11 protein-coding genes, 2 rRNA genes and 1 pseudogene are annotated in these 25,489 nt (G+C 70.6%); 7 read left to right on the top strand and 7 right to left on the bottom strand.

From position 1 onward, the window contains the following. Nucleotides 1–51: 51 nt before the first annotated feature. The 3 genes from KME66_RS18000 to KME66_RS17990 all read right to left on the bottom strand — a co-directional run bounded on the left by KME66_RS18000 (nt 52) and on the right by KME66_RS17990 (nt 6,248). Nucleotides 52–3,171 (bottom strand): 23S ribosomal RNA (locus KME66_RS18000). Nucleotides 3,172–3,466: 295 nt separating this feature from the next. After that, nucleotides 3,467–4,991 (bottom strand): 16S ribosomal RNA (locus tag KME66_RS17995). The 16S and 23S rRNA genes sit together here, the layout of an rRNA operon. A gap of 699 nt (nt 4,992–5,690) precedes the next feature. After that, nucleotides 5,691–6,248, bottom strand: coding sequence for a MarR family winged helix-turn-helix transcriptional regulator (locus tag KME66_RS17990; RefSeq protein ID WP_073228512.1), 558 nt, complete (start codon nt 6,246–6,248; stop codon nt 5,691–5,693). Between the two features lie 131 nt (nt 6,249–6,379). Between KME66_RS17990 and KME66_RS17985 the strand changes: the two genes are divergently transcribed. Further along, nucleotides 6,380–7,726: an MFS transporter gene (locus KME66_RS17985; protein WP_216329435.1), complete on the top strand. Its 1,347-nt coding sequence runs from the start codon at nt 6,380–6,382 to the stop codon at nt 7,724–7,726. Between the two features lie 56 nt (nt 7,727–7,782). Here KME66_RS17985 and KME66_RS17980 read toward each other — a convergent pair whose 3' ends face one another. Together KME66_RS17980 and KME66_RS17975 are read right to left on the bottom strand one after the other, a co-directional pair. Further along, nucleotides 7,783–9,447 carry a SpoIIE family protein phosphatase gene (locus KME66_RS17980; protein WP_216323716.1) on the bottom strand — a complete coding sequence of 555 codons (1,665 nt, stop codon included), beginning with the start codon at nt 9,445–9,447 and terminating at the stop codon, nt 7,783–7,785. 289 nt (nt 9,448–9,736) lie between these two features. Continuing rightward, nucleotides 9,737–11,251: an FAD-dependent oxidoreductase gene (locus KME66_RS17975; protein ID WP_253208385.1), complete on the bottom strand. Its 1,515-nt coding sequence runs from the start codon at nt 11,249–11,251 to the stop codon at nt 9,737–9,739. Nucleotides 11,252–11,685: 434 nt separating this feature from the next. Between KME66_RS17975 and KME66_RS17970 the strand changes: the two genes are divergently transcribed. Both KME66_RS17970 and KME66_RS17965 read left to right on the top strand, forming a co-directional pair. Next, nucleotides 11,686–12,525: a TetR/AcrR family transcriptional regulator gene (locus tag KME66_RS17970; RefSeq protein ID WP_216329433.1), complete on the top strand. Its 840-nt coding sequence runs from the start codon at nt 11,686–11,688 to the stop codon at nt 12,523–12,525. Between the two features lie 462 nt (nt 12,526–12,987). Beyond that, nucleotides 12,988–14,986: pseudogene (locus KME66_RS17965) on the top strand (sigma-70 family RNA polymerase sigma factor). Nucleotides 14,987–15,606: 620 nt separating this feature from the next. Here the strand turns inward: KME66_RS17965 and KME66_RS17960 are convergent. Further along, nucleotides 15,607–17,718: an asparagine synthase-related protein gene (locus KME66_RS17960; RefSeq protein WP_216323713.1), complete on the bottom strand. Its 2,112-nt coding sequence runs from the start codon at nt 17,716–17,718 to the stop codon at nt 15,607–15,609. An 854-nt stretch (nt 17,719–18,572) separates the two neighbouring features. On the opposite strand from KME66_RS17960, the gene KME66_RS17955 reads away from it, so the two are divergent. The 4 genes from KME66_RS17955 (at nt 18,573) to KME66_RS17940 (ending at nt 24,391) form a co-directional block, all read left to right on the top strand. After that, a complete protein-coding gene (locus KME66_RS17955) occupies nt 18,573–20,150 on the top strand; it encodes a sporulation protein (protein ID WP_073228492.1) in 1,578 nt (525 codons plus the stop codon). 258 nt (nt 20,151–20,408) lie between these two features. Beyond that, nucleotides 20,409–21,665, top strand: a complete 1,257-nt coding sequence (gene lhgO / locus KME66_RS17950) for an L-2-hydroxyglutarate oxidase (protein ID WP_216323710.1) — start codon at nt 20,409–20,411, stop codon at nt 21,663–21,665. Next, nucleotides 21,658–22,743 (top strand): tRNA (guanosine(46)-N7)-methyltransferase TrmB, encoded by a 1,086-nt coding sequence (gene trmB, locus KME66_RS17945; RefSeq protein ID WP_216323707.1) that lies wholly within the window; start codon nt 21,658–21,660, stop codon nt 22,741–22,743. The genes lhgO and trmB overlap by 8 nt, the downstream gene beginning before the upstream one ends. A gap of 121 nt (nt 22,744–22,864) precedes the next feature. Continuing rightward, nucleotides 22,865–24,391 (top strand): PrsW family glutamic-type intramembrane protease, encoded by a 1,527-nt coding sequence (locus KME66_RS17940; RefSeq protein WP_216323704.1) that lies wholly within the window; start codon nt 22,865–22,867, stop codon nt 24,389–24,391. Here the strand turns inward: KME66_RS17940 and KME66_RS17935 are convergent. Further along, the gene (locus KME66_RS17935) at nt 24,372–25,319 is read right to left on the bottom strand and encodes an aldo/keto reductase (protein WP_216323701.1); all 948 of its coding nucleotides are present in this window, start codon (nt 25,317–25,319) and stop codon (nt 24,372–24,374) included. The two genes, KME66_RS17940 and KME66_RS17935, sit on opposite strands and share 20 nt — an antisense overlap. Nucleotides 25,320–25,489 lie beyond the last annotated feature (170 nt).

The raw sequence follows: 25,489 nt of genomic DNA, 5'->3' as shown, positions 1-25,489 counted from the left end.
ACAACACAGCCGTTCGTTATTTCAGAACTAACACAGTGGACGCGAGCAACTGAGGACAAGCCCTCGGCCTATTAGTACCAGTCAGCTCCACCCGTTACCGGGCTTCCACATCTGGCCTATCAACCCAGTCGTCTACTGGGAGCCTTAACCCCTCAAAGGAGGTGGGAACACTCATCTCGAAGCAGGCTTCCCGCTTAGATGCTTTCAGCGGTTATCCTTTCCGAACGTAGCCAACCAGCCATGCCCTTGGCAGAACAACTGGCACACCAGAGGTTCGTCCGTCCCGGTCCTCTCGTACTAGGACAGCCCTTCTCAATATTCCTACGCGCACAGCGGATAGGGACCGAACTGTCTCACGACGTTCTAAACCCAGCTCGCGTACCGCTTTAATGGGCGAACAGCCCAACCCTTGGGACCGACTCCAGCCCCAGGATGCGACGAGCCGACATCGAGGTGCCAAACCATCCCGTCGATATGGACTCTTGGGGAAGATCAGCCTGTTATCCCCGGGGTACCTTTTATCCGTTGAGCGACAGCGCTTCCACAAGCCACTGCCGGATCACTAGTCCCGACTTTCGTCCCTGCTCGACCCGTCGGTCTCACAGTCAAGCTCCCTTGTGCACTTACACTCAACACCTGATTACCAACCAGGCTGAGGGAACCTTTGGGCGCCTCCGTTACTCTTTAGGAGGCAACCGCCCCAGTTAAACTACCCATCAGACACTGTCCCTGATCCGGATCACGGACCCAGGTTAGACATCCAGCACGACCAGAGTGGTATTTCAACGACGACTCCACAACCACTGGCGTGGCCGCTTCACAGTCTCCCACCTATCCTACACAAGCCGAACCGAACACCAATATCAAACTGTAGTAAAGGTCCCGGGGTCTTTCCGTCCTGCTGCGCGAAACGAGCATCTTTACTCGTAGTGCAATTTCACCGGGCCTATGGTTGAGACAGTCGAGAAGTCGTTACGCCATTCGTGCAGGTCGGAACTTACCCGACAAGGAATTTCGCTACCTTAGGATGGTTATAGTTACCACCGCCGTTTACTGGCGCTTAAGTTCTCAGCTTCGCCACCCCGAAGAGCAGCTAACCGGTCCCCTTAACGTTCCAGCACCGGGCAGGCGTCAGTCCGTATACATCGCCTTACGGCTTCGCACGGACCTGTGTTTTTAGTAAACAGTCGCTTCTCGCTGGTCTCTGCGGCCACCCCCAGCTCAAGCAGCACGTGCTATCACCAGAAATGGCCCCCCTTCTCCCGAAGTTACGGGGGCATTTTGCCGAGTTCCTTAACCATAGTTCACCCGAACGCCTCGGTATTCTCTACCTGACCACCTGAGTCGGTTTAGGGTACGGGCCGCCATGAAACTCGCTAGAGGCTTTTCTCGACAGCATAGGATCATCCACTTCACCACAATCGGCTCGGCATCAGGTCTCAGACTCCATGCACGACGGATTTACCTACCGTGCGTCCTACACCCTTACCCCGGGACAACCACCACCCGGGCTGGACTACCTTCCTGCGTCACCCCATCGCTTACCTACTACAAGTCTGGTTCATCGGCTCCACCACTACCCTCAACTCCGAAGAGATCGGGCCGGCTTCACGGACTTAGCATCGCCTGATTCAGTACTGGGCGTTTCAAAGCGGGTACCGGAATATCAACCGGTTGTCCATCGACTACGCCTGTCGGCCTCGCCTTAGGTCCCGACTTACCCTGGGCAGATCAGCTTGACCCAGGAACCCTTAGTCAATCGGCGCACACGTTTCTCACGTGTGTATCGCTACTCATGCCTGCATTCTCACTCGTGAACCGTCCACAACTCGCTTCCGCGGCTGCTTCACCCGGCACACGACGCCCCTACCCAACCCAACGGGCGTTGGCCCTCATGCTGGATTGACACGACTTCGGCGGTACGCTTGAGCCCCGCTACATTGTCGGCGCGGAATCACTTGACCAGTGAGCTATTACGCACTCTTTCAAGGATGGCTGCTTCTAAGCCAACCTCCTGGTTGTCTCTGCGACTCCACATCCTTTCCCACTTAGCGTACGCTTAGGGGCCTTAGTCGATGCTCTGGGCTGTTTCCCTCTCGACCATGGAGCTTATCCCCCACAGTCTCACTGCCGCGCTCTCACTTACCGGCATTCGGAGTTTGGCTAAGGTCAGTAACCCGGTAGGGCCCATCGCCTATCCAGTGCTCTACCTCCGGCAAGAAACACACGACGCTGCACCTAAATGCATTTCGGGGAGAACCAGCTATCACGGAGTTTGATTGGCCTTTCACCCCTAACCACAGGTCATCCCCCAGGTTTTCAACCCTGGTGGGTTCGGTCCTCCACGAAGTCTTACCTCCGCTTCAACCTGCCCATGGCTAGATCACTCCGCTTCGGGTCTAGAGCGTGCAACTCAAACGCCCTGTTCGGACTCGCTTTCGCTACGGCTTCCCCACACGGGTTAACCTCGCTACACACCGCTAACTCGCAGGCTCATTCTTCAAAAGGCACGCAGTCACGACTGACAGCACAAGTGCTGCCAGCGACGCTCCCACGGCTTGTAGGCACACGGTTTCAGGTACTATTTCACTCCGCTCCGCGGTACTTTTCACCATTCCCTCACGGTACTATCCGCTATCGGTCACCAGGGAATATTTAGGCTTAGCGGGTGGTCCCGCCAGATTCACACGGGATTCTCGGGCCCCGTGCTACTTGGGTGTCTCTCAAACAAGCCGCTGATGTTTCAGCTACGGGGGTCTTACCCTCTACGCCGGACCTTTCGCATGTCCTTCGCCTACACCAACGGTTTCTGACTCGTCTCACAGCCGGCAGACCATGACAGAGAGATCCCACAACCCCGCATACGCAACCCCTGCCGGGTATCACACGCATACGGTTTGGCCTCATCCAGTTTCGCTCGCCACTACTCCCGGAATCACGGTTGTTTTCTCTTCCTGAGGGTACTGAGATGTTTCACTTCCCCTCGTTCCCTCCACACTGCCTATGTGTTCAGCAGCGGGTGACAGCCCATGACGACTGCCGGGTTTCCCCATTCGGAAACCCCCGGATCACAGCTCGGTTGACAGCTCCCCGGGGACTATCGTGGCCTCCCACGTCCTTCATCGGTTCCTGGTGCCAAGGCATCCACCGTGCGCCCTTAAAAACTTGGCCACAGATGCTCGCGTCCACTGTGCAGTTCTCAAACAACGACCAGCCACCCACCACCCCGCCCTTGCAGACGAGTTCACTGGGACCGGATCAGAAGGCTGCCTTACGGCCGTACCCTCAGACACCCAACAACGTGCCCGACACAACCGATCCCTCACCACGTTCCACGCCGAAGCAGTACTAGTGACAACCAGATCATCGTGCCGAATAGTCAACGTTCCACCCATGAGCTGACCACCGTCGGACATCTGCCGACGTAGTGGCTCTGGATTCCTTGCGGAATCTAGATGCTCCTTAGAAAGGAGGTGATCCAGCCGCACCTTCCGGTACGGCTACCTTGTTACGACTTCGTCCCAATCGCCAGTCCCACCTTCGACAGCTCCCTCCCACAAGGGGTTGGGCCACCGGCTTCGGGTGTTACCGACTTTCGTGACGTGACGGGCGGTGTGTACAAGGCCCGGGAACGTATTCACCGCAGCAATGCTGATCTGCGATTACTAGCAACTCCGACTTCATGGGGTCGAGTTGCAGACCCCAATCCGAACTGAGACCGGCTTTTGAGATTCGCTCCGCCTCGCGGCATCGCAGCTCATTGTACCGGCCATTGTAGCACGTGTGCAGCCCAAGACATAAGGGGCATGATGACTTGACGTCGTCCCCACCTTCCTCCGAGTTGACCCCGGCAGTCTCCTGTGAGTCCCCATCACCCCGAAGGGCATGCTGGCAACACAGAACAAGGGTTGCGCTCGTTGCGGGACTTAACCCAACATCTCACGACACGAGCTGACGACAGCCATGCACCACCTGTATACCGACCACAAGGGGGGCACCATCTCTGATGCTTTCCGGTATATGTCAAGCCTTGGTAAGGTTCTTCGCGTTGCGTCGAATTAAGCCACATGCTCCGCTGCTTGTGCGGGCCCCCGTCAATTCCTTTGAGTTTTAGCCTTGCGGCCGTACTCCCCAGGCGGGGAACTTAATGCGTTAGCTGCGGCACCGACGACGTGGAATGTCGCCAACACCTAGTTCCCAACGTTTACGGCGTGGACTACCAGGGTATCTAATCCTGTTCGCTCCCCACGCTTTCGCTCCTCAGCGTCAGTAATGGCCCAGAGATCCGCCTTCGCCACCGGTGTTCCTCCTGATATCTGCGCATTTCACCGCTACACCAGGAATTCCGATCTCCCCTACCACACTCTAGCTAGCCCGTATCGAATGCAGACCCGGGGTTAAGCCCCGGGCTTTCACATCCGACGTGACAAGCCGCCTACGAGCTCTTTACGCCCAATAATTCCGGACAACGCTTGCGCCCTACGTATTACCGCGGCTGCTGGCACGTAGTTAGCCGGCGCTTCTTCTGCAGGTACCGTCACTTGCGCTTCTTCCCTGCTGAAAGAGGTTTACAACCCGAAGGCCGTCATCCTCACGCGGCGTCGCTGCATCAGGCTTTCGCCCATTGTGCAATATTCCCACTGCTGCCTCCCGTAGGAGTCTGGGCCGTGTCTCAGTCCCAGTGTGGCCGGTCGCCCTCTCAGGCCGGCTACCCGTCGTCGCCTTGGTAGGCCATTACCCCACCAACAAGCTGATAGGCCGCGGGCTCATCCTTCACCGCCGGAGCTTTCAACCCCGTCCCATGCGGGACAGGGTGGTATCCGGTATTAGACCCCGTTTCCAGGGCTTGTCCCAGAGTGAAGGGCAGATTGCCCACGTGTTACTCACCCGTTCGCCACTAATCCACCACCGAAGTGATTTCATCGTTCGACTTGCATGTGTTAAGCACGCCGCCAGCGTTCGTCCTGAGCCAGGATCAAACTCTCCGTGAATGTTTACCCGTGATCGGGTGCACACACACGAGAGCGGAACAACCGGTCGGAATAAGACCCGTTGTTCACAGCGTCCTCGCTGTGTATTTCAAAAGGAACCGCGTCCCGACCAAAACGGCCGGAGACGGGGTATCAACATATCTGGCGTTGACTTTTGGCACGCTGTTGAGTTCTCAAGGAACGGACGCTTCCTTCGGTCCCGTATCACCGGGGCCCTCCGGGCGCTTCCCTTCGTTTTCTTCTTTGTCCTGCTGTCTTGCGTTTCCGACTCTATCAGACTCTTTCGTGTCCGATTCCCGGTCGAAGCGGGCCGTGCAGTTTCGCTTTCCAGGTCCACCGCTTTCGCGCTTTCCCTTTCCGGCGAGTCCGACTCTATCAGATCCTTTCGGGCCTGATTCCCAGTCAGCGGGGTTCGTCTTCCCGGCTGTTGGGCCGTTCCGACGCTCAAACTCTAGCGGATTGTCCCGGCGGCTCATAATCGAGCCATCGTCATGAATTCCGGCATGCCGAAATCATCCCGAGTGGGAGATCGTGCTGAAGTTTGGTTGCCGCGTTCGCGGCGGGATTGGCTGCCCCGGAACCATCCGGCTCCGTGACAACTCGGAGAAGTTTACGGATCCACCAGGGGTGTGTCAACCCTCCCCCGGTGACCTCGTCGACCCCCGGCGAACTCCGCGCCGCCGCTGCCTGAGCCCTCAGTCAGTCCAGGTCCGAGAGCCGGCCGCCGGCGTCCGGCTGGGCGTGCTCCACGCGGCGCAGGAGCCGGACCAGCAGCTCGCCGAGCACACCGCGCTCGTCGCCGGACAGGTCCTGGAGGAGGTCCTCCTCGAAGTCGGTCGCCATGCGCATCGCCTCGAGCCACTTGGCACGCCCCTCGTCGGTCAGCTCGACGATGACACGGACCCGGTTGTTCTCGTCGCGGTCGCGGGTGACCAGGCCCTCCCCGGCCATCCGGTCGATGCGGTGGGTCATGGCGGCCGGGGTGAGGCCGAGGCGCTTGGCGAGCTCACCGGGTCCCAGCCGATAGGGGGCGCCGGAGAGGACCAGGGTCTTGAGGACCTCCCACTCGGCGTTGCTGATGCCGAGCGCCGCGACCTGCCTCCCGTACGCGACGTTCATCCTGCGGTTCAGGCGGCCCAGCGCGGAGACGACCTGCTCGACCTGGGGGTCGAGGTCGCGGAACTCGCGCTGGTAGGCGGCGATCTGTTCGTCGAGGCTCGGCTCGCTGGGGCCGGGCTCCTCGGTGCTCTCGGACATGGCGGGCAGTATGGCACGCCCCACCACCCTTGAAGTCCTTCAGATTGAAGTTTTCACCTTCGAAGTTTAGTGCTAAAGTCTTCGAGTCTGATTCCTTCAAGATCTTGAGGTAGGTGAGTGTGACCAGGGAGATGGGCGCAGCGCTGCGGCGGATCCAGCTGGGCAGCGCGCTGAGCGCGTTCGGGCTCGGGTTCACCGTTCCGTATCTGTACGTCTACGTGGCGCAGGTACGGGATCTGGGCGCCGGGACGGCGGGAGTCGTCCTGGCGGTCTTCGCGATGGCAGCGCTGGCCGTTCTGCCGTTCACCGGGCGGGCCATCGACCGGCGGGGGCCCCTGCCCGTGCTGTTGGCGGCGTCCGCCCTCGCTTCCGTGGGTGCGGCTGCTCTGGGGTTCGCCGGCAGTGTTCCGGCCGCCGTCATGGCCGCCGCGGTTCTGGGTGCTGGCACCGCTGTCATGCAGCCCGCCCTCGCCACGATGCTCGTGTGGTGTTCCAGCACCGCGACCCGTACGCGCGCCTTCGCCATGCAGTTCTTCCTCCAGAACCTGGGGCTCGGCCTCGGCGGGCTCGTCGGCGGACAGCTCGTGGACGTGGACCGTCCGGCGAGCTTCACGATGCTCTTCCTGATCGAGGCCGCGATGTTCGTGGTGCTCGGCGTCGTCGTCGCCACGGTGCGGATGCCCCGTACGGCTTCCCTCGGCGGTGACCGGCCCTCGGGCGACGCCGCTGCCCCGGGCGGCGGGCTGCGGGCGCTGCTCTCGCACCGGGCCATGGTGCAGCTGTGCGTGCTGGGTTTCGTGCTGTTCTTCGCCTGCTACGGGCAGTTCGAGTCCGGGCTCGCCGCGTACGGCACGGAGGCCGCCGGGATCGAGCCGTCGACCCTCGGCTTCGCGCTGGCCGCCAACACCGCGGTCATCGTCGTCGCGCAGTTCGTCGTGCTGCGGCTCGTGGAGCGGCGGCGGCGCACCCGCGTCATCGCCGCCGTCGGGCTCATCTGGGCGTTCGCCTGGGTCGTGGCGGGGTACGCGGGGCTGGGCCACGGCAGCCAGGCCATGGCGACGGCCGCGTTCATCTCGACGTACGCGCTGTTCGGGCTGGGTGAGGCGATGCTGTCGCCCACCGTCGCCCCGCTGGTCGCCGATCTGGCGCCGGAGTCGATGGTCGGGCAGTACAACTCGGCGTTCGCCCTGTGCAAGCAGCTCGCGCTGGCGGTCGGTCCGGCCGTCGGCGGGCCGATGGGGGCTTCGCTGCACGGCCCGTACATCGTGACGTTCGTGCTGTTCTCGCTGGGCATCACGGTGCTCGCGCTGCGGCTGGGGCGCCGGCTCACCCCCGTACAGGATCAGCCGTCGCTGGCAGTTGTTCCCTCGCGGGTCGTGGCGGTGTCCCTGCCCGCGGGGCCGGATGCCGCGGTGGCCACCGGGAGCACCTCGTCCTCAGACGCTCCCGCTCCCACCCCCGCTTCCGCCGGTCGCTGACCTGACCTGCTGAGGGTTCGCCCTGTCGTCCTGTTCCGTGCGCCCTGCCGCCCGGTTCAGCGCGGCAGGGCGAACTCGCACCAGACCGCCTTGCCGCCGCCGGGTGTGCGCCGGCTGCCCCACGAGGTGGCGATCGTGGCGATGATCGAGATGCCGCGTCCCGCCTCGTCGGCCGGTTCTGCCTGACGGCGGCGCGGCAGGTGGTCGTCGCCGTCGGTGACCTCGATGATCAGCCGCCGGTCCGTACGGCGCAGCCCCAGGCGCATCGGCGGGGTGCCGTGCTGGAGGGAGTTCGCGACGAGCTCACTGGTGGCGAGGACGCCGAGATCGCGGAGTTCGACCGGGAAGCGCCAGGAGGTCAGGACTCCGGTGGCGAAGGCGCGGGCGCGCGGGGCGGCTTCGATGCCGCCGAGGAGTTCGAGCGCGGCGTTGTGGAACAGCTCCGCGTTCGTCCCCGTACGGGCGGGGTGCTGGACGACCAGGACCGCCACGTCGTCGTCGTGCTCGGCGGTCACGCCGAGGGAGCGGATCAGCCGGTCGCAGACCACCTGGGGTGACCCCTTGGCGCCCGCGAGGGCCCGGGACAGGGAGTCGACGCCCTCGTCGATGTCCTCGCTGCGGCGTTCGACCAGGCCGTCCGTGTAGAGGACAGCGGTGGAGCCGGGTGGCAGCGCGATGGTGCCCGAGGTGTGGACCCAGCCGCCGGTGCCGAGGGGTGGGCCGGTGGGGTCGGCGGCGCGGTGGACGGTGCCGTCCTCGTCGCGGACGAGGATCGGGAGGTGTCCGGCGGAGGCGTAGACGAGCTGCCCCTCGTTCGGATCGTGGACGGCGTAGACGCAGGTCGCGATCTGGGTGGCGTCGATCTCGGCGGCGAGGCCGTCGAGCAGCTGGATCACCTCGTGCGGCGGGAGGTCGAGGCGGGCGTAGGCGCGGACGGCGGTGCGGAGCTGGCCCATCACGGCGGCGGCCCGGACCCCTCGGCCCATCACGTCGCCGATGACGAGGGCGGTGCGGCCCGCGCCGAGGGTGATGACGTCGTACCAGTCGCCGCCGACCGCGGCGTCGGTGCCGCCGGGCTGGTAGGTGGCGGCGATGCGCAGGTCGTCGGGCTGTTCCAGCTCCTGGGGGAGCAGGGAGCGCTGGAGGGTGACGGCCGTTTCGCGCTGGCGGCGCTCGCTGGTGCGCAGCCGCTCGGCGGCTTCGGCGTGGTCGGTGACGTCGGCGGCGTAGACGAGGACGCCGTCATCTCCGGCGATCGGGGTGCAGGTCACCGTGTACGAGCCGCCCTCGGTGGTCCTGCGGGACTTGACCGTACGGGGGGTGCCGCTGCGCAGGACCTGGTCGAGCAGCGGGAGGACGCTGAGCCGGTCGAGCTCGGGCAAGGCCTCCGCGGCGGGGACACCGGAGGGGCGGGGGCCGAACGCGGCCTCGTAGGCGTCGTTGACGTACGCGACACGGTGGTCCGGGCCGTGCAGCAGGGCGACGGGGGCGGGCAGCCGGCCGAGGATCTCGCGGGCGGAGAGGTCGTCGAGGGCGGGCCCGGGGAGGCCCTCCGTCGTGGCGGTGCCGGAAGGCGCCGGGGCGGTGTCGTCCGGCTGGGCGGGCGTGCCCTCCGGCCGGGCGTGCTCGGCTCGGGCGGCCGGCACGGGACTGCGGTCGTCCCGCGCGGCGGCTCTGCGCTGCGTTCCGGGGAGGCGGGCGCTCCAACGCGTGAAGTTCACGGTATTTCTGGCCTCGTGTGTCGGTCTGGTCCGCTCGGGCGGGCTGCTTCTTCTGCCGTTTCCTCGGCCGTGTTCGGGGCTCCGGGGGCCGTGCCCCCGGGAAGGCGCAGCCGGGCCTCGTCGTGCTGTTGGTGCGTCGCTGCTGGTCACTGATGGTTACTGCCGACCGGGTCACTCTGTGCAGGTGTGGGCCCACCTATGGTCACACGTCCAGTGTGACCGACCGTACTGACAGTTGCCGCCGGGCCGCTCGGTGAACGGTCCGTCAGCTGTCGTTCCGGCAGGGCGGTCAGCCGTCGGTCCGGCCGTCTCCCGGGGGTTCTCCGGCGTCACTCGACGGTTGTCCGGGGCCTTTCGGCGGTCCGCCAGGGCCGTTCGGCGGTTCTCCGGGGCCTTTCGGGCGGCTGGGGCCGGGCAGTCCGGGGGTGCCGGAGAGGCCGCCGCCCGCCGCGAGTTCGAATTCGGCGCGGGGGTGCTCCAGCGAGCCGAGGGAGACGATCTCGCGTTTGAAGAGTCCGGACAGGGTCCATTCGGCAAGGACGCGCGCCTTCCGGTTGAACGTCGGTACCCGGCTGAGGTGGTACGTACGGTGCATCAGCCAGGCGGGGTAGCCCTTGAGCTTGCGGCCGTAAACGTGGGCGACGCCCTTGTGCAGGCCGAGGGAGGCGACCGAACCGGCGTACGCGTGGCGGTACTCCGTGAGCGGCCTGCCGTCGACGGAGGCGAGGACGTTGTCGGCGAGGACCTTCGCCTGGCGCACGGCGTGCTGGGCGTTGGGGGCGGTCTCGCGGCCGGGTTCGGATGCGGTCAGGTCGGGTACGGCCGCGGCGTCGCCGGCGGCCCACGCGTGCGGCATGTCCTGGACGCCGAGGGTGGCCGTGCAGTGGAGCCGGCCGCGTCCGGTGAGAGGCAGGTCGGTGGCGGCGAGCAGGGGCGCCGGTTTGACGCCCGCGGTCCAGACGAGGGTGCGGGTGGGGAAGCGGGAGCCGTCGCTGAGGACGGCGACGCGGTCCTCGCAGGTGTCGAGGCGGGTCTCCAGGCGTACGTCGATGTTCCGGCTCCGCAGCTCGCCGATGGCGTAGGTGCCCATGGCCTCGCCGACCTCGGGGAGGATGCGCCCGGAGGCCTCGACGAGGATCCATTTCAGGTCGGCCGGCTTGATGTTGTGGTAGTAGCGGGCCGTGTAGCGGGCCATGTCCTCCAGTTCGGCCAGCGCCTCGACGCCCGCGTAGCCGCCGCCGACGAAGACGAAGGTGAGCGCGGCGTCGCGGATCGCGGGGTCGCGGGTGGCGGAGGCGATGTCCATCTGCTCGATGACGTGGTTGCGCAGCCCGATGGCCTCCTCGACGGTCTTGAAACCGATGCCGAAGTCGGCGAGACCGGGGACCGGCAGGGTGCGCGACACGGACCCGGGGGCGATGACGATCTCGTCGTAGCCGATCTCCAGGGCCCCGGTGCCGTCCTCGCCGGTGGCGAGGGTGGTGACGGTCGCGGTCCGTTTGGCGTGGTCGACGCGCTGGGCCTCACCGATGACGATCGTGCAGTCCTTCAGGACCCGGCGCAGGGGCACGACGACGTGGCGCGGGGAGATCGAGCCGGCCGCCGCTTCGGGGAGGAAGGGCTGGTACGTCATGTAGGGCTCGGGCGTGACGACCACGATCTCGGCGTCGCCGCTCCTCAGTCTCTGCTTCAGCTTCCGCTGGAGACGCAGCGCTGTGTACATCCCGACGTAGCCGCCGCCGACGACGAGAATGCGCACACCTGGCCGGGTGCCGGGGGTCGTCCCCCGGGAATCTGGAGCCATCACCACCCCATGACGCAACGGAGTCCTTGGTTTGTCCACAGGCCCGGCAAATTGTGTGACCGGAGGTCCGGCCCCGGAGCTCGGGGTCAGCCGGTGGTGGGGGGTGGCAGCCGTGCAGGTCAGGCGCTACGCACGGGGTGGGTGACGGGGCGATGGCCCGGCGCCGACCGGATCGTGGTCCGATCGGGGGGTGTCCCCTGCGGAACAACCCCCTTCTGAATTGACGCGGGCTCAACTATGTTCGTAACCCGTCGGGTGCCGGGTGCGGATTTCGTTGTGCTCAGCTCCCCGGCTGAAACGGCGGGAAGTCTCCCGGGGGGGAGACGTCATAACCGGGGGAATTTATGCATATTCAGGATACTCATGGCCAGACCGCCCTCTCGCGCGCTTCCGAGGACAGAGGACGCCTCGGCTCGGTGGGCGCGCTGGGCGTCATGAGCTCGGCCGACGCTGTTCGTTCCGCGGCCGCGGTGAGTGCGGCGACGCTGGGCTCGGCCCCTGCCGAGCCGGGCCCCAGCGGGGCGACGACCACGGGAACGGCGACGACGGGAGCCGCGGGCGCTCCGCGCTCGGCTCCGCTGCGGGTCGACGCACAGCGCAATCTGGAGCATGTGCTGCGGGCGGCCCGCGAGGTGTTCGGGGAGCTGGGTTACGGCGCCCCGATGGAGGACGTGGCCCGTCGCGCACGCGTCGGCGTGGGCACCGTCTACCGGCGGTTCCCGAGCAAGGACGTGCTGGTGCGCCGGATAGCCGAGGAGGAGACGGCCCGGCTGACCGAGCAGGCGCGTACGGCGCTGGGCCAGGAGGAGAAGCCCTGGGCGGCGCTGTCCCGCTTCCTGCGTACGTCGGTGGCGTCGGGCGCGGGCAGACTGCTGCCGCCGCAGGTGCTGCGGGTCGGGGTCGATGGTGAGGAGCAGCCGGGTGTGCCGGCGGCTCCGGTGCCGGACTCGGTGGACGAGACCCGGGTTCCGCAGCAGCGGCAGGGCGTGGGTCAGGGCGACATACGTGTCGCCGACCGCCGCCCGGCCGGGGGCGGTGACGGGCTGGACGGCCTCGGCGAGGAGACCGGCGCGGTCGAGCTGCTGGAGGTCGTCGGCCGGCTGGTGGACCGGGCGCGGGAGTCGGGTGAGCTGCGCCGGGATGTGACGGTGGCCGATGTGCTGCTGGTCATCGCCACGGCGGCGCCTTCGCTGCCGGACGCCGCTCAGCAGGCCGCGGCTTCGGCCCGGTTGCTGGACATCCTGCTGGAGGGCCTGCGGTCGCGGCCGGCGTGACGGCCGGGGCCTGAGGCCCGCTCGTACCGGCGGCCCCTCTGTCCCGGCGGTCCGGTTGCTCCAGCCCGGTGGCCCGGTGGCCCAAGTTCGCTCGTCCCGGGCCCGCTCGTCCCGGGCCCGCTCGTCCCGGGCGGCCGGGTTGTCCCGGTCCGTTCGTCCCGGTCCCGGCCCGGCCGGTCCCTGCCCGGCTGGTCCCCGCCCGGCCGGGGTCCGTCACCGGTGGCCGGTGCGAGCGGGGGCGAGCGGCGGCTGTGCCGCCCACTGCTCGCCCCGGTCCGTGCTCCTCCCTGCCGCTCGGAGGAATCAACGGGCAGTGATTCCCCGAAAGAGGGGTCTCCCGTACTCACATTCGGGGAATCTCCCCGGATGAGTGGTTGGCGGGACGGAAAGGCCAACACGATTGAGCCATGTGGCAGTCTTGGCCGGTATTCGGGTCCGAGGGTGTATACGGGGGCTTCCGCGATGAGCGGTAACGAGCAGCAGGAAGAGCCGCTCGGCGAGATCGCTGCGGCCGACGGGGACACGAAGGCGGACGGACTGTCCGCCGGGCAGGTGCCGGTCCAGTCCGGGCGCGGCCCGTCGGGTGGTGAGGCCGAGGGCGGCACCGTCCTGCCCGGTCCGTGGCCCCCCGTCGCCGAGGAGGACCCGTCCGGCGAGGCGGGTGCGGGCGTCGGCGCGCACGCGGTTCCGCAGCAGCGCGCCGGTCGCAGCGGGGCACCCGAGGCCGGGCTCTCCGACGCCCGGCTGATCGAGGACATGCGGGCGGGCGACGACCAGGCCTACGAGGAGCTGTTCCGGCGGCATGCGGGCGCCGTGCTCCGCTACGCCCGCAGTTGCTGCCGGGACGCGCACACCGCCGACGACCTGACGGCCGAGGTGTTCGCCCGCACGCTCCAGGCCGTACGGGGCGGGAAGGGGCCGACGGAAGCGGTCCGGGCCTATCTGATGACCGCCGTCCGCCATGTCGCCGCAGCCTGGACCAGGAGTGCCAGGCGGGAGCATCTGGTCGACGACTTCGCGGTGTTCGCCACGCAGGCGACCCGCTCCTCCGAACTCTCCGACGACGACACCCTCGAACTCGGCGCCGACGTCCTGGCGATGCACGAAGCCGAGCAGACGATGGCGATGCAGGCGTTCCGGAGCCTCCCGGAGCGCTGGCAGGCGGTCCTGTGGCACACCACGGTGGAGGAGGAGTCGCCGAGCGAGATCGCCCCGCTGTTCGGCCTCACCGCCAACGCCACCGCCGTGCTGGCCAGCCGGGCCCGCGAAGGGCTCAAACAGGCGTATCTCCAGGCCCACGTCAGCCAGGCGCTCACCACGGGCGGGGACTGCGCGCAGTATGCCGACCGGCTCGGTGCCCATGCCCGGGGCGGACTGCGGACCCGGGCCGAACGCGGGCTGCGCAAACACCTCGACGCGTGCGCCCGGTGCCGGGTGGCCGCAGGCGAGCTGGACCATGTGAACGCGGGCATTCCGGCGCTGCTGCCTGTCGCCGTCATCGGCTGGTTCGCCGCCGGGTATTCGCTCAAGGCCGCGGGCATCGCGGCCGGCGGTGCTGCCGGGGCCGCCGGGGCGGGAGCCGCCGCTGCGGCCACCGGGTCCGCCTCCACCGGCGGGGCCGCCGGCGGAGCCGCCGCCTCCGAGGGCTCGGCGCGCCCGCCAAGGCGGGGATCGCCGCCGCCGTGGCGGTGGCCGCCGCGGCCGGTCTGGTCTGGGCGCTCGTCGGCGATGACCGGCCCGAGCCGGAGCCCAAACCGGTCGCGAAACCCCGGCCGCGGCACCCGCGGTGCCAGCTCCGGAGCCACCGCCGCCGTCCCCGGTGCCTGCTCCGGAGCCTCCGGCCGCCCCGCGCCGTCCTCCTCCGGCCGCGGCCGCGCCTGCCCCGAAGCCGACGCCCACGCCGAGCCCCCCGTCCTCGCCGGAGCCGCCGCCGAAGCCCGCACCCCCGGCGCCGACCCCGCCGCCGTCCCCGAAGCCGACGCCCGAGCCGCCGGAGCCGAAACCGAAGCCGCCGCCACCCGCTCCGCGGGTGTACCAGGTCAGCGAGTTGGCGTACTCCGTGTTCGGCGACCGAAGCGAGCCGGAAGTCGTGATGGGGCGGAGCAGCTGGATCTGGCAGCGTTCGAACGTGTCGATCGCTTCCACGCGTTACGCGCACGGGGTGACCGTGCACGCCCGCTCCTCGGTGACCATCCGGCTGAACCGGCCGTGCACCCGCTACGAGGCCATGGTCGGGGTGGACGACCTGACGCTCGGCCTCGGCGCGGTGCGCTTCTCCGTCTTCAACGGGGACGGAGCGCGGCTGTGGCGCTCACCGGTGATGAAGGGCGGCGAGCCGGCCGTCCCGGTGAGCGTGGGCATCGCGGGCCAGTCCTCGATCCGCCTCGTGGTGGAGCCGCAGGGGCCGATGGGCGGCGTGGCCCTGGCCGACTGGGCGGAGTCCCGGATCAGCTGCGCCTGAGCCGTACGCACGCCACGGGGCGGCCGTACGGGTCCACCGGCGGCGCGCCCGGTCAGCGCGCCCGGTCAGCCCGGTCAGCGCGGCCGGTCAGCGCGGCCGGGTGCCGGGTTTCTCCGGTGGCCCCTCCGGGCGCCGGGCCCTCTTCGGGCGCGCAGCGCGGCGACTCCGATACGGACCCGGCGGGCGTCGGCCTCCTCTGCGCGTGCGCCGGGCATCGCCCCTCCCTCGCGGGCTCACCGGGCATCAGCCTCCTCGCAGGCCTACCGGGCGACTGTCGTCAGGCGGTCCCGAGCAGCCGTTCCCGGCCTGGGCCCACCGAACATCAGCCTCCCCGCAGGTCCACCAAGCGACTGCCGTCAGGCGCTCCCGAGCAGCCGTTCCCGGCCTGAGCTCCCGGGCATCAGCCTCCCCGCAGGCCCACCAAGCGACTGCCGTCAGGCGCTCCCGGGCAGCCGTTCCCGGCCTGGGCCCACCGAACATCAGCCTCCCCGCAGGCCCACCAGGCGACTGCCGTCAGGCGCTCCCGAGCAGCCGTTCCCGGCCTGGGCTCCCGGGCAGCCGTTCGCGACCCGGGGTCTGGATGACGGGTTCCGGCTCGGGTTCCGGGTGGCGGGTTCCGGTCAGGGCTGGAGCGTCCGCCGGGCGGGGATCACTCCGCCCGCGACCGCGCGCTGGCGCGGGGCTGCCGTGCCCGTCCAGCAGGTGCCGCGGCGGGTCACCAGGCGGCGCAGCCACAGTTCGGTGGAGGCCAGGTCCGCCAGGCCGTCCAGGGGCAGCGGCTCGCCCTCCGAGGCGGCGCGCAGGGCCTTGCGGACCACCCGGGCCTCGACCAGGCCCGCGTCGGCGAGCAGCGGGGCGTCGAAGAGGGCCATCAGCTCGGGCAGCGCGGTGCGCAGGCCGGTCCGGGTGACGGCGGTGGAGATGCCCGGGGAGGGAGTGCCCCAGCCGGGCGGCAGATCGTGGATGCCCGCCCCGCCGAGCACCCGGCGCAGGATCGCGGCCCGTGCGCCGGGCTGGACGCGCAGGGACTCGGGCAGGGCGCGGGCCGCCCGGACGACCTGGTTGTCGAGGAACGGGGCGTGCAGCCGCTGGCTGCGGATCTCGGCGGCCTGTTCCAGGATCCGGTGGTCGGCGGCTCCCCGGGCCAGAGCGGCGCGGGCGCGGGCCTCCCCCGGGCGCTGAACGGAGGTGGGCCGGATCGCCGCCTCCTGGAGCCGAACCGATACTTCGGCCAGCGCCTCGCCCGTCAGCCAGCGCGCCGCCGGCCCCGGGCGCGACCAGGCGAGGGCGGCGAGCGAGGCGTCGGCGGGGGTGGCGAGGTCGGGGGCGTGGCGGTTGGCGTCGGGGAGGAGCCCGGCGGCGGACTCCAGGCCGGTGCGGTACGACGTCCGGGCCAGGCGGCGGGCGGCGCGGTAGACCGTCAGCGGGACGAACAGCGAGTGCGCCGTGGGGCCTTCGGCCTTGGTCAGGGCGGCGACCGGACGCAGGAGGTGGCGTCTGCGCCGGTCCATCAGGAGGTCGGCGAGGCGGGCCGGGTGGGCGTCCAGGACCTGCCGGGCCCCGGTCCCGACGAGGTGGTCGGCGCTGCCCGCGGAGAGCCGGCGGCGGTGGCGTTCGGCGAGGACGAGGGAGGGAGCCGGTTCGTCGGTGAGCGCGCCGGTCTCCAACGATGCGTAGGGCAGGGCCTCTTCGCCCGCCGCGACCACGACGTGGTGCAGGCGCGGATTGGCGGCGATGGAGCGGGCCCGCTCCATCTCGCCCTCGTTGCCACGGGTGGTGAGGTCGTTGAAGGTGACGGCGAGCAGCCGCTCCCCCGCGCCGGTGCCGTGGCCGAGGAGGGTGCCGGGCAGTCCGGGCAGCCCGGAGGCGAGCAGGGCGAGGGTGGCGGACGCGCTGCCTCCGGAGAGGTCGGCGCCGATGCCCGCCACCGGCCCGCCCCGGGCGGCGCGCCGGTCGGCGGGGCCCATCCCGGGGACGGGCCCCGGGTCCTGCGGCATGCTCTCCGGCGCGTGGCGCGGGGCCGTGAGCCGGGCGCGTACGGCTTCGACGAGCGCGTCCCGTACGCCCTCCACCGCGTGCACCGGGTCGGCCTGGGGTGCGGCGACGGCGAGCGAGGCGACGGCCTCGTACCCCGTGATCTCCCGCGAGCCCTCGCGCAGGATCAGCGCGTGGCCCGGCGGGACCCGCCGGACGCCCTCGTAGGGGGTGCCGTCGCCGAGGGCTTCGGGGGTCTCGGGGCAGGCGAGCAGGGCGGCGAGGTGCCCGATGTCGAGCTGGGCCTCGATGAGGTCGGCGAGCGGCAGGGCGGCGGTGGCGTAGGCGGTGCCGCCGGCCCAGGGGGTGTGGAAGACGGGCCGGGCTCCGGCGAGGTCGCCCGCGACGGTGATGCGGCGGCCGATCTGGACGACGGCGGTGTAACTGCCGGGCCAGGCGGTGAGATGGCGCATCGCGCCGCCACGGGCCGAGAGCAGACCGACGCGCAGTTGTTCGTCGGTGGCGCCGCAGCAGCCCAGGACCGCGAGGCGGGCGGTGGGGGCGCCTTCGGGGGTCGCGACGCCGATGACGCGGATCTCGTCGGGGCGCCAGTCGCCGACCGCCCACAGCGGATCCGGGTCGCCCCACAGGAGTTGGGAGCCCACGGGGTGGACCGTGCGCCCCTCTCCGCTGTTTCCGACGGCGCCGACGGTGCCGAAGCTCGCGGCGATACTGCTCCATCCCACCAACCAACGCATCGCCGCCTCCACAGGCTGTGGACAAACGGCGCACGAGATGAGCGAGAACGCCGCTGCGGGACATGCTGCCACGACAACGCCGCAGGAGAGGGTGTACAGGCAGCGCACGCCGGAAGAGCATGCGCCCCTGGCAAAGGCCCGACGCGGTCTTCACCGCGGCGACAGCAACGGAAGTGCCCGTTCCGGGAGTTGCGCGGGCCTATCCGTGCGGCCCCCGCGCCGCCCCGGCCCGCCCCCCGAGGAGGGGGAGGGGCCGGCGCCGCCCGGAAACAGCGTCGATATCCAGCCATAGTCGGACCGTTGGCCAGACCCTCACCGGACCGTCGCTATTCGGCCATTCTCTCGAAGTGCCGCCCCGCACGCATACCGTGCCGCGCCCCCCTGGCGACCCCTCCACGCACAGTCCGGGAGGTGGGCCTCACCTCCCGGACCGGTCCGCCGCCCGCGGGGAATGGAGCGGCGGTTTCCCCCAGCCCACTGAGTCCAGTGCAGCGGGCCGACCCACGCAGGACTCAGCCAAGCGCCACGCGACGGGGCGGGCCAGAGCGCACGGCCGGGCGCACGGCCACACGCCGGGAGCACACCCCGCCCCGGCCCACCCCCGTCGCCCCGGCCCCCCGGACCGGCCGCACCGACAACAATCCCGCCATCCGGACGTCCGCCCCTTAACGGTAGGGATAGGGAGAACTACGCTGGGTTTACTGGTGTTCTCGACAGGGGGGCATATTCCTCGGGGCTCGGCCACATGCGTGTGCAGGCGGAGTACGAGGGTTCGAACCTGGGGAGGCATCGGTACGAATGCCGCGCGCCGTCCTCGGTGACGCGGCGGCCGTCTGTGTGTCGAGGGGTGGCGCATGTCCAGGGAGCAACGCGGGCCGAACGAGAAGCTCGGCACGGTTCTCGCCCTCGCGGGAATCAGCAACGCCGGGCTCGCCCGGCGGGTCAACGACCTCGGAGCACAGCGCGGTCTGACACTTCGCTACGACAAGACCTCGGTGGCCCGGTGGGTCGCCAAGGGGATGGTGCCGCAGGGCGCGGCTCCGCATCTCATCGCGGCGGCGATCGGGGCCAAGCTCGGCCGCCCGGTCCCGCTGCACGAGATCGGGCTCGCCGACGCGGACCCGGCCCCCGAGGTCGGCCTCGCCTTCCCCCGGGACGTGGGCGAGGCGGTCCGGTCGGCGACCGAGCTGTACCGGCTGGATCTGGCCGGGCGGCGGGGCGGCGGCGGGATCTGGCAGTCCCTGGCGGGATCCTTCTCGGTGAGCGCCTACGCGACGCCCGCTTCCCGCTGGCTGATAACCCCCGCCGATCCGTCGGTGGCCCGGGATCCGACGGCGGCGCAGGCGGCGATCCTCGGGGCGCGCGACGGCGGCCCCCACGGCCGCGGAACGGCCGGTTCCCCAGGACCGGGGACCGCACCGCACACCCGGGGCGCACAGATCCTCCACACCCCCGGCGCGGCCGGCTCCGTTCCCGTACAGCCGGGTCCGGAGGCGGTGGCGGACGCCTCGCCGCTGCGGGTCGGCCACAGTGACGTGTCGAAGCTGCGCGAGGCGGCCCAGGACGCGAGGCGCTGGGACTCCAAGTACGGCGGCGGCGACTGGCGTTCCTCCATGGTTCCCGAGTGCTTACGCGTCGATGCCGCGCCCCTGCTGCTCGGCTCGTACACCGACGAGGTCGGACGGGCGCTGTTCGGCGCCTCCGCCGAGCTGACCCGGCTGGCCGGCTGGATGGCCTTCGACACCGGCCAGCAGGAGGCCGCCCAGCGCTACTACATCCAGGCCCTGCGCCTGGCCCGGGCCGCCGCCGACGTCCCGCTCGGCGGCTATGTCCTCGCCTCGATGTCCCTCCAGGCGACCTACCGCGGTTTCGCCGACGAGGGCGTCGACCTCGCCCAGGCCGCCGTCGAGCGCAACCGGGGTCTCGCCACCGCCCGCACCATGAGCTTCTTCCGGCTGGTGGAGGCCCGCGCCCATGCGAAGGCCGGCGACGCACCGGCCGCGGGGGCCGCCCTCAAGGGCGCCGAGAGCTGGCTGGAGCGGTCCCGGGCGGGCGACGCCGACCCGTCGTGGCTCGGCTTCTACGGCTACGACCGCTTCGCCGCAGACGCCGCCGAGTGCTACCGGGACCTGAAGGCCCCCCGCCAGGTGCGCCGCTTCACCGAACAGGCGCTGTCCCGGCCGACCGAGGAGTTCGTCCGGAGCCACGGACTGCGGCTCGTCGTCTCCGCCGTCGCCGAGCTGGAGTCGGGCAACCTGGACGCGGCCTGCGCCGCGGGCACCCGGGCGGTGGAGGTCGCCGGCCGGATCTCCTCGGCCCGCACCACGGAGTACGTACGCGACCTGCTGCACCGCCTGGAGCCGTACGGGGACGAGCCCCGCGTCGCGGAGCTGCGGGAACGGGCCCGCCCGCTGCTGGTCGCCCAGGGCTGAGCCACGGGACGGCGGGTACGTTCCATGCGCCCGCCCGCCGCCGGTCCCCAGGGCTGAACCACGGGACGGCGGGTACGTTCCGTGCGCCCGCCCCGCCGCCGGTCTCCCGGGTTCCGGGCCTGACCGGGACGGCGGGGCCGCCCTGGGGGTCCCGCGGGGCCGTCGGCTGACGGGCGGGCTGTGCGCCACGCCCCGCCCGTCCCGGGTTTGAGCCGGTTGTCAGTGGGTCAGTGCACTATCGGGGTGGGAGGTGGCGTGATGATGACGCACGCGGCGTACGACTGCGATGTGCTGGTGATCGGCGGCGGGATCGTCGGTCTGTCGACCGCGTATGCGCTGACCCGGGCGGCTCCGGGCACCCGGGTCACGGTCCTGGAGAAGGAGCGCGGCCCCGCCCGCCACCAGACCGGCCGCAACAGCGGTGTGATCCACAGCGGCATCTACTACCGCCCCGGCTCCCTCAAGGCGCGGTACGCGCTGCGCGGCTCGGCGGAGCTCGCGGACTTCTGCGCGGAGCACTCCGTCGCGCACGCCACCACCGGCAAGCTGATCGTCGCCACCGACCGCTCCGAGCTGCCCCGGCTGCACGCCCTGGTGCAGCGCGGTCGCGAGCACGGGCTGCCCGTGCGGGAGCTGGGCCCCGCCCAGATCGCCGAACACGAACCGGAGGTCCGGGGCCTGGCGGCGATCCGGGTCGGCACGACGGGCGTCTGCGACTTCACCGCCGTGGCCGCCCGCTTCGCGTCCGAGGTCACGGCGGCGGGCGGCATCGTGCGGTACGGCGCGGAGGTCACCGCGGTGGACCGGCGCCCCTGGGGCGTCGCGGTGCGCACGGCGGACGGCCTCGTCGTCCGGGCCAGGGTCCTGGTCAACTGCGCGGGGCTCCACTGCGACCGGGTGGCCCGGCTGGCCGGGGACGACCCGGGGGTGCGGATCGTGCCGTTCCGGGGTGAGTACTACGCACTGGCCCGCCCCGAGCTGGTGCGCGGTCTGGTCTACCCGGTACCGGACCCGGCGTTCCCCTTCCTCGGCGTCCACCTCACCCGGGGCTTCGACGGCTCCGTCCACGTCGGGCCGAACGCGGTCCCCGCCCTGGCCCGCGAGGGGTACTCCTGGCCCCGGGTCCGGCCCGCCGACCTGCTGTCCACGCTGAGCTGGCCGGGCACCTGGAGCATCGCCCGCCGCCACTGGCGGTACGGGGCCGGTGAGGTGCACCGCTCGCTGTCCCGGGCCGCCTTCACCCGGGCCGTCCAGCGGATGCTGCCCGCCGTCACCGAGGACGACCTGCGCCCGTCGCCCGCCGGGGTGCGGGCCCAGGCGGTGCTGAAGGACGGCACGCTGGTCGACGACTTCCTGATCCGCGAGGCCCCGCACACCGTGCACGTGCTCAACGCCCCGTCGCCCGCCGCGACGGCGTGCCTGCCCATCGGACGGGAGGTGGCGCGGCTCGCGCTGCGCCGGGCTCGCGGGACGGGGTGGAAGCCGCCGGCCGTAGAATCCGGTCATTGTGTCTGAGCAGCCCCTGAACCCCACCCCCGCCGGATCCGACGACGCCGACGCGACGCCGGCCGGCCCCGCGCGGACCGGCTCCACGGCGGCCGACGCGCTCGCCCGCACCGCGGCCGACGACGCCGCCGCGGGCGTCACGGCCGCCGCCGGCCCGACCCGCGAGACGACGCCCGGCGAGGCCACGCCCGACGGCACCGCGCCCCCCGGTGACGTCACGGCCGACGGCTCCACGCCCGGCAGCTCGATGCCCGGCGACGTCACGGCCGACGGCTCCACGCCCGGCAGCTCGATGCCCGGCGACGTCGCGGCCGACGACGACGCGCTGCGGGCCGCCTCCTTCGAGCGTGCCCGGAGGCTGCGCATGGAGCCGCGCTTCCCCGGCGGCCCGGCCGCCGACCCGGCCGGTTCGCACCACGAACGGCGGATCCGCAGCTTCCAGCCGCGCCGCAGCCGGGTCACCACCGGCCAGCAGGAATCCCTGGAGCGGCTGTGGCCGCAGTGGGGCCTGGACATCGACGGCAAGCGCGTCCTCGATCTCACCGAGCTGTTCGACGGGCTGCCCGTGGTCCTGGAGATCGGCTTCGGCATGGGCGAGGCCACCGCGCAGATGGCGGCCGACGACCCCGGCACCGGCATCCTCGCGGTCGACGTCCACACCCCCGGCCAGGGCAATCTGCTGGGCCTCGCGGACAAGGCCGGCTCGACGAACGTCCGGGTGGCCAACGGCGACGCCGTCATCCTGCTCCGCGAGATGCTGGCCCCCGAGTCCCTCGACGGTCTGCGGGTCTACTTCCCCGACCCGTGGCCCAAGGCCCGCCACCACAAGCGGCGCCTCATCCAGCCCGCGTTCCTGGACCTGGTGGCCCCGGTGCTGAAGCCCGGCGCGATCGTCCACTGCGCCACCGACTGGGAGCCGTACGCCGAGCAGATGCTGGAGGTGCTCACCGCGCACCCCCGCTTCGAGAACACCGCGGCCGACGGCGGATACGCCCCGCGTCCCGCCTTCCGGCCGCTCACCCGCTTCGAGGGGCAGGGCCTGGACAAGGGGCACGTCGTCCACGACCTGCTGTTCGCCCGCGTCTGACACACCCGTCGGACGCGCGGGGCTCCCGCCTCCGACGCACGGGGGCGCACGACGGCGTACGGCCATGTCCTGGCCGGATGCGCCGTCGCCGGGTGTCGGTGCTCCTCGTTAGGGTCGAGAGGTGTCCGACCCCTCCGTGCAGCAACAGCAGGCGCACCCGGCCGTCCCGGTCCTCCACGAGCAGCGGCTCGACGAGGTCCTGGGCGCCGTGCCGGAGCGCGGCCGGGCACGCTACCGGCCGCACCGCGTCGGCATGGTGTGGCGCAGCAAGGTGTTCCGCGCCGGGGCCGTGATCGTGGCGCTCCTGCTGTGCGGTCTGGTGATCCTCGCGCTCGTCCGGGAACAGACCGGGCCCGAGGGGTTCCTCGTCGGCCTGGGCCTGGCGGTGCTGCCGGTACCGCTGCTGATGGCCGCCTTCCGCTGGCTGGACCGGGTCGAGCCGGGACCCTGGCGGAATCTGATCTTCTCCTTCGCCTGGGGGGCGTGCGCCGCAGCGCTCGTCGCGATCATCGCCAACTCCTTCGCGACGCGCTGGATAGCCACCGCGACGGCCGACCCGGCGAGCGCCGACACCCTGGGAGCGACGGTGATCGCCCCCGTGGTCGAGGAGAGCGCGAAGGCGGCGGCCGTGCTGCTGATCTTCCTGTTCCGCCGACGGGAGTTCAGCGGAGTGGTGGACGGCATCGTCGTCGCCGGGTTCACCGCGACGGGCTTCGCGTTCACCGAGAACATCCTCTATCTGGGCAACGCCTTCGGCGAGGACCAGCAGCTCGGCAGCTCCGGGTTCGCCTCGGTGACGGCGGGGACGTTCTTCGTGCGGATCGTCATGTCCCCGTTCGCGCACCCCCTGTTCACGGTCCTCACCGGCCTCGGCTTCGGCTTCGCGGCCGTCAGCGCCCGCCGCCACCGGACCCGCCGGATCGCCCTGCCGATGCTGGGTCTGCTGCTCGCGATGGGACTGCACGCCCTGTGGAACGGCTCGTCGGCCTTCGGCCCGTACGGCTTCTACGCGGTGTACGGGATCGTCATGGTCCCGGCGTTCGGCCTGGTGACCTGGCTGGCGATCTGGTCGCGCCAGCGGGAGCTGCGGACGCTCGCCGCCGAGCTGCCCGCGTATGCGGCGGCCGGCTGGCTCACCCCCGCCGAGCCGTCGGCACTCTCCTCCATGCGGGCCCGGGGTATGGCCCGCGACCTGGCCCGCCACTGGCAGCAGGACCGGGCCCGGGGCCGGGCGGCGGCCCGCGCGGTCGCGGAGTACGAGTCGTTCGCGACCTCGCTCGCGGGCCTGCGCCGCCGGGCCCGCCACGGCGCGGTGGGCCCGGACTTCGGCGCCCGCGAGCGGGAGTTGCTGCACCACCTGTGGCAGCGCCGGGGCGTCGCGGCCCCGGCCCTGACCCACGCGGCCCGTCTCACGTCCCACCGGGGACCGCACCACGGCCACCACGGCCACCACGCGCCGACGCCGTACGGCCGGCCCCCCTCCCAGCCGTACGCCCCCGGGTACGGAAGCGGTCCGGGGCAGGGCCACGGCGCCGCACCCGGATACGGTCCCGGCTACGGCGCGCAGTACGGGCAGCCCCAGGCCCATCCCTACGGATACGGGCACGGGCACGGCGACCCCGGCTCCGTCAGGCCGACGCCTCGGTGAGCAGGGCGATCTCCCGGTCCGTCAGCCGCAGGTCGGCGACCGCCATGAGGGCGGGGAGCTGTTCGACGGTCCGCGCGGAGGCGATCGGGGCGGCGACGGTCGGCTGCGCGGCGAGCCAGGCGAGGGCGACGGTCGCGATCTCGGCGTTCCGTTCCCCGGCCACCTGGTCGAGGGCGGCCAGCACCTTGCGTCCCCGCTCCGACTCCAGGTGGCCGCCCGCCTTCGCGGAGCGCGCGCTCTCCACCGTGGTACCGGCGCGGTACTTGCCGGTGAGGAAGCCGGAGGCGAGCGCGAAGTACGGGAGGGCGGCGAGGCCCGCGGCGGCCGCGGTGTCCTGGAGGGCCCCCTCGTACGTGTCGCGGGAGACCAGGTTGTAGTGCGGCTGGAGCGCGACGTACCGGGCGAGGCCCTCGCGCTCGGAGAAGTCGAGGGAGGCGGCGAGGCGCTCGGGGCTGATGTTGGAGGCGGCGATGTGGCGCACCTTGCCGTCCTTCACCAGCTGGTCGAGGGCGGTGATGATCTCCTCGACCGGAACGGTCTCGTCGTCGAAGTGCGTGTAGAAGAGGTCGATGTGGTCGGTGCCGAGCCGGCGCAGCGATGCCTCGGCCGCGCCCTTGATGGTGCCGGCCGACAGGCCCCGGAACGCGGGGTGGGCACCGGCCTTGGTGGCGACGACGATGTCGGACCGGTGGGAGCGGGAGGCGAGCCACTTGCCGATGACGGTCTCCGACTCACCGCCCCGGTTGCCCTCGACCCAGGCGGAGTACGCGTCGGCGGTGTCGATGATGTTGCCGCCGGCCGCGACGTAGGCGTCCAGGACGGCGAAGGACTGTTTCTCGTCCGCCGTCCAGCCGAAGACGTTGCCGCCGAGGGCGAGGGGGAAGACCTGGAGGCCGGAGGTGCCGAGAGGGATGCGCGCTGACGTCATGTGAGGGTTCAACGGGCCGGGCGGGAGACGGTATTCCGTCGCCTGCTCCATCCGGGCGCGTAGCCTCTCGTTCCCCGACGCCAGGGCTTCCGCTCCGTCCGGGGCCGTAGCTCCACGCCCGGATGCCACCGCTCGGTCGGGCCCGTGGCCCCTCGCCCGGATGCGACCGG

It is taken from the genome of Streptomyces sp. YPW6 (assembly GCF_018866325.1).
In the GTDB taxonomy this organism is placed as follows: domain Bacteria; phylum Actinomycetota; class Actinomycetes; order Streptomycetales; family Streptomycetaceae; genus Streptomyces.
The sequence above is the reverse complement of the archived record's forward strand: the minus strand, read 5'-3'. Positions and strand labels throughout refer to the sequence as shown.

What these genes read in the sequence shown, in the direction of transcription:
- KME66_RS17985 (WP_216329435.1), top strand. Translation starts at nt 6,380, where the DNA reads ATGGGCGCAGCGCTGCGGCGGATCCAGCTGGGCAGCGCGCTGAGCGCG.
- KME66_RS17935 (WP_216323701.1), bottom strand. Translation starts at nt 25,319, where the DNA reads ATGACGTCAGCGCGCATCCCTCTCGGCACCTCCGGCCTCCAGGTCTTC.
- lhgO (WP_216323710.1), top strand. Translation starts at nt 20,409, where the DNA reads ATGATGACGCACGCGGCGTACGACTGCGATGTGCTGGTGATCGGCGGC.
- KME66_RS17990 (WP_073228512.1), bottom strand. Translation starts at nt 6,248, where the DNA reads ATGTCCGAGAGCACCGAGGAGCCCGGCCCCAGCGAGCCGAGCCTCGAC.
- KME66_RS17975 (WP_253208385.1), bottom strand. Translation starts at nt 11,251, where the DNA reads ATGGCTCCAGATTCCCGGGGGACGACCCCCGGCACCCGGCCAGGTGTG.
- KME66_RS17960 (WP_216323713.1), bottom strand. Translation starts at nt 17,718, where the DNA reads ATGCGTTGGTTGGTGGGATGGAGCAGTATCGCCGCGAGCTTCGGCACC.
- KME66_RS17955 (WP_073228492.1), top strand. Translation starts at nt 18,573, where the DNA reads ATGTCCAGGGAGCAACGCGGGCCGAACGAGAAGCTCGGCACGGTTCTC.
- KME66_RS17970 (WP_216329433.1), top strand. Translation starts at nt 11,686, where the DNA reads ATGAGCTCGGCCGACGCTGTTCGTTCCGCGGCCGCGGTGAGTGCGGCG.